The sequence below is a fragment of the Streptomyces sp. NPDC086835 genome (assembly GCF_044745705.1).
Lineage (GTDB): Bacteria > Actinomycetota > Actinomycetes > Streptomycetales > Streptomycetaceae > Streptomyces.
Genome location: NZ_JBIVAU010000007.1, coordinates 435,652 through 442,830, shown reverse-complemented (window position 1 = coordinate 442,830; position 7,179 = coordinate 435,652). Strand labels below are relative to the sequence as shown.

The 7,179-nt window shown below is 71.1% G+C and carries 4 protein-coding genes; 2 read left to right on the top strand and 2 right to left on the bottom strand.

What is annotated here, in order from left to right; translation table 11 throughout:
• Positions 1 to 151 precede the first annotated feature (151 nt).
• Positions 152 to 757: a TetR family transcriptional regulator C-terminal domain-containing protein gene (locus tag ACIPJI_RS24240; protein WP_402248736.1), complete on the bottom strand. Its 606-nt coding sequence runs from the start codon at positions 755 to 757 to the stop codon at positions 152 to 154.
• A 189-nt stretch (positions 758 to 946) separates the two neighbouring features.
• On the opposite strand from ACIPJI_RS24240, the gene ACIPJI_RS24235 reads away from it, so the two are divergent.
• Both ACIPJI_RS24235 and ACIPJI_RS24230 read left to right on the top strand, forming a co-directional pair.
• Positions 947 to 2,362 (top strand): purine-cytosine permease family protein, encoded by a 1,416-nt coding sequence (locus tag ACIPJI_RS24235; protein ID WP_402248734.1) that lies wholly within the window; start codon positions 947 to 949, stop codon positions 2,360 to 2,362.
• Between the two features lie 82 nt (positions 2,363 to 2,444).
• A complete protein-coding gene (locus tag ACIPJI_RS24230) occupies positions 2,445 to 4,097 on the top strand; it encodes an amidohydrolase (protein ID WP_402248732.1) in 1,653 nt (550 codons plus the stop codon).
• 173 nt (positions 4,098 to 4,270) lie between these two features.
• Here ACIPJI_RS24230 and ACIPJI_RS24225 read toward each other — a convergent pair whose 3' ends face one another.
• Positions 4,271 to 6,712 (bottom strand): polysaccharide lyase 8 family protein, encoded by a 2,442-nt coding sequence (locus ACIPJI_RS24225; RefSeq protein ID WP_402248730.1) that lies wholly within the window; start codon positions 6,710 to 6,712, stop codon positions 4,271 to 4,273.
• Positions 6,713 to 7,179: the final 467 nt, after the last annotated feature.

The window sequence follows — 7,179 nt, the reverse complement described above, 5'->3', positions numbered from 1 at the left end:
CCGGTACGACAAGACCGCCGAGTCCTACCAAGCAGCCGTCACCCTCGCCTCACTCCTGATGTGGGCGTGACACTTTGACGACAACTCCTAGGCCGGTAGCCGCGTCTTGCCCCAGGGTGGTGCGGACCGGCCGGGAGCAGGCCCTGGCTGATCACGCGCGCTCCACCAGCCGTGCGGCCACGGACCGTGCCGCGTCCAGTGCGCTGCCGCGGTCCCCGCCACGCTGGCCGAGCACGACGCGGGTACTCAACCCGTCGAGCAGGGCGAGGAGTTCGGACGCCCGGGCTGCCGCATCGAGGCCCGCGGCGAAGCGGCCCTGCCGCACCCCCTTGGCGAGGAGCGATTCGAGGTCTTTCTGCCAACTCCGGTCGATCTCGGCCTGGGCCTCGCGCAGCGGCTCGCTCGACGCCGTACGTGCCCACAGCTCGATCCACAAGGTCCAGCGCGGATCGCGCGGCCCGCGGGGGAGATACAGCTCCAGGAAGAGGTCGAGCTTGCGCTCGGCGGTTACCCGGCGGGCGAGCAGCGCCCGGCGCTCCTCCGCGAGCGCGTTCTCGCTCCAGCGCAGCGCCTCCAGGAGCAGACGGTCCTTGCTGCCGAAGTAGTAGAGGATGTGGCCGCCGCTGGTGCCGAGCCGCTTGGCGAGCCCCGACATGGTGAGCGTGGCCAGGCCGTCCTCGGCGATCGCCGCCATGGCTTCTTCGAGCATCCGCTCCTGGGCGAAGTGCCCGTCACGCCGTCGCGCTGTCGCTGCCACGCCGCGCCTCCTCCTCCGTTTGCCTGGTGACGACCTTAGGGCCTCTTCAGGGACTCTTCCGCCGGCGGTTTCCGCAGAGGTCTTGACGGCTGCGCCCTCAGGAACCATCTTGAATGCCGTTCTAACTTCTTGAATGCCGTTCAAGGTATCGGGTTCGTCCGGACCGCACATGGATGAGGGGCGGGTCGCATGACTCAGCACGACACGAGCGCGAGGTCTCCCGGCGGCACGATCGCCGCCGACCAGGTCTTCCAGGTCGAGAAGCACGGCATCGACCCGATCCCCGACGAGGAACGCCACGGCAGCGCGAAGGACCTGTTCTGGCTGTGGTTCGGCTCCAACCTCACCTTCACCTATGTCATCAACGGGGCCCTGGCCGTCGCCTTCGGCCTGTCCTTCTGGCAGGCGACCGCCGTCGTCGTCCTCGGCGGGCTGGCGTTCTTCGCCATCAGCGCCGCCGGACTGAGCGGCGTCCGCACCGGCACCGCCACCCTGGTGATCTCCCGCGCTCCGTTCGGAGTGCGCGGCAACTGGCCCGCCGGGATGCTCAACTGGGTGGTCAGCATCGGCTACACCATCGTCAACACGGTCGTGGGCACGCTCGCCCTCGAAGCGTTCTTCGCCGACCTGGGGTGGCGGTCGGCGGACGCCGGACGGGCTCTCGCCCTCCTCGTCACGCTCGCCCTGACCTTCGCCGTCGCGCTGTGGGGCCATGCCACCGTCCAGTTCGCCGAGCGCTGGATCGCGTACGTCCTCGCCGTCGGCTTCGGCGCGCTCCTCGTGTTCCTGCTGCCCGGCGCCGAAACGGGAGCGACCGCTGCCGCGCCGGGTGCCTCCGGGTGGAGCCTGGCGTTCGTCGTCATGCTGGCCGGGCCGGTCAGCTACGTCCCGATGCCCGCCGACTACACCCGCTACCTGCCGAGGACGACCTCGCTGCGCTCGCTCACCTGGTACGGCGCGCTGGGCGGATTCGTCTCCTCGGTGGCCCTCGGTGTCGCGGGGGTGGCCGCGGCGACGCAGACCGACATGTCCGACGCCGTAGCGGGCACGGAGGCGCTGCTGCCGGGCTGGTTCCAGCCGCTCTTCCTTGCCCTCGTCCTCGGCGGTTCCGTCACCAACTCGATCATCACGCTCTACTCGTCGAGCCTGAACCTGCAGGTGCTCGGTGTTCCGTGGAGCCGCTCCAGGGCCATCGTCATCAGCGCGGCCGTCACCGCGATCGGCTCGCTCTACGCGCTCTTCCTCACCGACTTCACCACTTCGCTCCTGTCCTTCCTCTCCCTGCTGATCATCGTGTTCGCACCGTGGGCCGGAGTGTTCCTCACCGACATGCTGATGCGCCGTTGCCGATACGACGCACCGGCTCTGCACGCCGGACCGGAAGGCGCCTACTGGCACCGGTTCGGCTACCACCCCGCCGGAATGACCGCCCTGCTCGCCGGCATGGCCTTCGCCGCGCTCACCTGCGACTCCGAGCTCTGGACCGGCCCGCTGGTGGCCCCGCTGGGCGGCGCCGACCTGACCCTGCTCGGCTCCGTCGTCTCGGGGCTCGTCTACCGGCTGCTCGCCCGGCGCACCGTCGCACCGCACACCCCTGACTCGTGAACGGCTCCCGCGCGGCGCCCAGCGGCACCGCACGGAACCCGCAGTACCCGAACCACCGGCACCATGACAGGAGTTCCCGCACATGCCCCTCGCCGCTCGCCCCGCCGACCTCGTCCTGCGAAACGCCCGCATCCACACCGTCGACCCGGCGCTCCCCGAGGCAGAGGCGATGGCCGAGGCCGACGGCCGTATCGTCCGGCTCGGCACCGACGACGACGCGAAGGCATGGACGGGCCCGGACACCCGGGTGATCGATGCCGCGGGGAAGCTGGTCCTTCCCGGGTTCATCGACGCGCACAACCACGTCCGGCTCGGCTCCGACGACGCCTGCGTACAGCTTTCCGGCGCCCGTACGCTCGACGAGGTCCATGCGCGCATCCGCACCTGGCACACCGCCCGCCCCGACGCCGAGTGGATCGAGGCGGAGGCCTTCGACTACTCGGCGATCCCGGGCGGACGCATGCCGACCGCCGCCGACCTCGACCCGGTCACCGGTGGCGTGCCGGCGTTCGTCCTGAGCTACGACGTACACACCGCCTGGGTGAACACCGCGGCGATGCGCCGGCTCGGCATCGACCGGGACCACGTCAGCTTGCCGTTCGGCGAAGCCGCCACCGATCCCGCAACCGGGGAACCCACGGGTTTCATCCGCGACTTCGCCGTCAAGGGACTCTCCCGGGACGGGCACCGCGCCCTGCAGCGGCGCGGACTGCCGTGGGCCTCGCCCGACCGGCAGTACGGACGGCTCGTCACGTCACTCGACGACGCCATCGGCTTCGGCATCACCACCGTGGTCGAACCGCAGAACTCGCTCGACGACCTCGCCCTGTTCGATCGCGCCCGCGCCGAAGGCCGGCTCAGGTCACGGATCGTCGCGGCCCTGTTCCACCCGCGTGGCACCACGGACGCCGACCTCGACGACTTCGCCGTCGCCGCCGGCCGGTACGCCGACGACCGGCTGCGCGTGGGACCGCTCAAGCTTTACATCGACGACGTCGTCGAGCCCCGTACAGCAGCCCTGCTCGAACCGTACGCGGGCTGTGGCCGCCACCGCGGCGACACCTTCTATCCGCCGGAGGAGTTCGCCGACCTGCTCGCGAAGCTGGACGCCCGCGGCTTCCAGTGTTTCGTCCACGCGACCGGCGATCGCGGCATCCGCACCGTCCTCGACGCCGTCGAGCACGCCCGCGCGGTCAACGGGCCACGCGACGCCCGCCACCAGGTCGTCCACGTCGAGTGCCTCGACCCCGACGACACCCCGCGCTTCGCCGGACTGGGCGTGGTCGCCTGCATGCAGCCCCGCCACTGTGCCCCGGAGGTCGCGGGCCCCGGCAAGGACTGGGCCGAGAACGTCGGCCCCGACAGGTGGCACAAGGCGTGGCCGATGCGCAGCCTGCACGAGGCCGGGGCCGTGCTCGCTCTCTCCAGCGACTGGAACGTGGCCGAGATGGACCCGATGATCGGCATCTACACCGCCGTCACCCGGCGCCCCCTGGGCGGCGGCGAGCCCTGGATGCCACAGGAGACGATCAGTGTGGAGGCCGCGATCCACGGTTACACGATGGGCTCCGCGTACGCCAACTTCCTCGAGGACGAACGGGGTTCCCTGAGCGTCGGCAAGGCAGCCGACTTCGTGGTCCTGTCCCGGGACATCCTGCGCTCGCCACCGGAGGACATTCCTGGCACCGTCGCGGAGACCGTCGTGGTCGGGGGCCGCGTCGAACACGGCGGCTGACGTCCGGCATCGGCTCGGGGCGCGCCGCGCGGCCCCTTGATTCCGAGGGACGTAGCCTCCGTCTCCACCCTCGACCGGCTGCCCTGCCGGGCGGCCGGTCGGGCGCGGAGACAGGACCCGGTCGGTCGGCGTGATCGGACCGGGCGGGAAGGCATGGTGACACCTCTTCGAGGTCAGGCCAGTTCGGCGAGGTGGGTGTGACCGCGGGAGCCTCCGACGGCGACAGTGAGCCGGGGGCGGCGCCCCGGAGTCACCGTCACCGTGTCGTCGGTACGGATCACCGAGGTGGCCGGGAACGGCAGCTCGACCGTCACACGGTCGGCGGTGCGTCCGGGATCGGCGACGGCGACCGAGATGCCTCGGTCGCGGCGCGTGACGAGGACGGAGGCCGGCCCGTCGGTGGTGACCCCCGCCGCGGTGCCCGCCTGCCAGAAGTGGGCGGCGACGAGCCCGTCCCGCCTGACCTCAATGGCTTGTGCGCTCGGAGAGTTGACGACGGCCCGGACCGGGCGGGACCTGGACCAGGAGGCCGTTGCCGCCGGCGAGGCACCGGGAAGGACGGCGTAGGCGTACGCGGCGTCGGTGGGGGAGACGCCGTGGTCGAGCCAGAGCGTCAGATAGCGCCGGGTGATCGCTGTGGGGCTGCCTCCGGTGTCCGCGCCGATGTTGATGTCACGCCAGGCGCCGGTGCGCTCCTCCCGCAGCGCACGCAGCGCGGTGGCGCCCGGGAACACGTACCCGCCGACTCCCTCGATGTGCGCCCATCCGGTCCGGTCGAACCGGTGGGACCAGCCCTGCGCGCCGGACTGCGGGGCGCCGTCGACGAGCAGTCGCTGTTCACCGTCCGCGTGGAGGTTGCGGTTCTCGACGACGGTCTCGACGGGACGACCGTCGCTCGCGGTGATGCCCGCACCGAGAGCGATCACCGCGTTGGCGAGGAAGAACCACGCCTTCTTCGCCCGGAGTGTGCTGCCGGCGGCGACCAGTTCCATGGCGGACACTCCGAAACGGCCTTCCAGCACCGCGCCGCCCGCCACCAGGTTCGTCGGCCGGTAGAGGCTCGTACCGCTGCCGGTGCCGGCATTCGCGCGTGGCCGGGTGTCCACCGTTGTTCCCGGCAGGCGGTACGGGTCGACAGTCGGCCAGAAGGCGTCGCCGAACTGGCCCAGGTCGTCCTCTTCGTAGAGGTAGGTCATGCCGTCGCCGGTGTACCAGCCGCGCAGGTTCTCGCCGTTCCCCGCCTCGTAGCCTGCGATCCGCTTGGACGAGAGCGACAGCGCGAAGGCCCAGCGGGGCCGGCGGTGGACCACCCGGTCCATGTCGGCGAAGACGATGTGCCCCGTCGCGCGGTCTTCTGCACGCACGCTGCTGTCGGCCAGCAGTGCCTTGGCCCGCGCCACTTGAGCGATTCCCACACGGTCCAGGTAGGGGTGGGTGCGGTTGCGTTCCATCCAGCCCTTGACGGTCGCCCGCCATCTCGCGGAGTACGTGGAGGGTGCGCCCTCGGCCAGCAGCAGGATGCTGGACATGACGTCGGCGCCGCTGTCGTGGTCCGCCGAGCGTTCGCGTGAGACAGCGCGTCCGCGCAGTGCGTCCATCATCAGGCCGTCGAAGATCACCGGCGCGAAGCAGCGGTCGACGGATTCGTACATCACCGCCACCTTGGGGTCGGTGACGGACCACGGTGATCCGGCGAGCAGAGCGATGATCTGTGCCGCAGCGCCGAGGAGGACGGCTCCGTACGAGCCGGTGTACGCCACCGCGGCGTGCTGGACGAAGGATCCGTCCTCGTAGAAGCCGTCCCCCGAGGTCACGTACCGGAACAGGCTGTTGCGCCCCGAGTCCCTCGTGTCGGACAGCCCGTCGCGCGCCAGCGCAATCTTCCCGCCGTCCCGCCCGAGAAGCCCGCGGAGCGCGACGATGACGCACTTGTCGGACCGGTTCGCACCTGTCTCGGAGAGCGAGGGGTAATTGGTGCGGCGATCCGGGTTCGGGACGAACCTGTCGACCGTCCGGAGGTACAGGTCGAGGTCGGCCGCCGGGACGACAGTGCGCAGAAGTACGCAGCAGTCCATCAGTGCACGGGGCGCGCCGATCTCCCAGAACCACCAGTTACCGCTTTCACGGGCCGTCGCGTTGTAGGCGCGGTCGTGCAGGAAGCGAAGCGCGGTGACCAAGGCGGAGGCCACCTCTGCCGAGCCGGTGAAGGAGGAGCCGGGCGTGGTCCAGGCGGTGGCGAGAGTACGCAACCGGGTGTAGCTCTGGCCGAAGTTCCCGGAGGCGGTGACGGGGGAGAGGTCCGGCCACAGCGTGGTGCGGGAGGCCGATCGGTCCAGCCGAGTCCACAGATCGCCGGCCGTGGTCTCCAGGGCGGCGAGCGCAGCGGCGAAGTCGGGGTCGGCCGGGTCGAATTCGCCTCCTGCCAGCTGCCTTGCGGCCCGGTCGAGCAGAGTGTCGTACGGGTCGTCGGACGCGGCGGGGGCGGCCGGAGCGGCTGCGTGCCCGGTGTGGGCGCGGGCCGGGGCCGGCACGAGCGCGACGGCCGCGCCCGCCGCGCCTCCCGCGCCTGCCGCGAGGACGGAGCGTCTGCCTGGCTGCGTCTGGGTGGGATTCATGGCTGATTCCTTCCGAAGGCGAGCGGCCCTGGCCCCAGCTGGTGATGACTGCCGGGGTGATCGGGGCGGGCCCCGGCACATCGAGCGTCGGCAGCCCGTCCTGCCCGTGACGTCGATCTGAAGGATGAAAGCGCTTGCTGGCCGCTGGTGCAAGAGGGCGAGGAACGTTTCTGCTCGCCAGTACGGCCGCGGAGGCGGCAACGATCCCCATGTCGGTCATCGGGCTCCGAAGCTGCGGGGCACCTTGGAGCCCGCGGCAGCTCTGCTCCGGCGGGACGTCGCCGACGCTGACCCGCCCCGCGGCATGCACCCGCCACACCGCAGTGCGCACTTCGCCGTGCTCGTTGACCCGGCAGTCGTGCTGGTGCGTCCACCCGTTCGTGGACTTCGCCTGGGCGCAGAGCATCCGGCCGTCGCGGACGAGGTGGAACCCGGGCGTGTCCGGTAGGTCATGGCCGAGACTGCGA

Coding starts and splice junctions, on each gene's coding strand:
- ACIPJI_RS24235 (WP_402248734.1), top strand. CDS start 947: ATGACTCAGCACGACACGAGCGCGAGGTCTCCCGGCGGCACGATCGCC.
- ACIPJI_RS24225 (WP_402248730.1), bottom strand. CDS start 6,712: ATGAATCCCACCCAGACGCAGCCAGGCAGACGCTCCGTCCTCGCGGCA.
- ACIPJI_RS24230 (WP_402248732.1), top strand. CDS start 2,445: ATGCCCCTCGCCGCTCGCCCCGCCGACCTCGTCCTGCGAAACGCCCGC.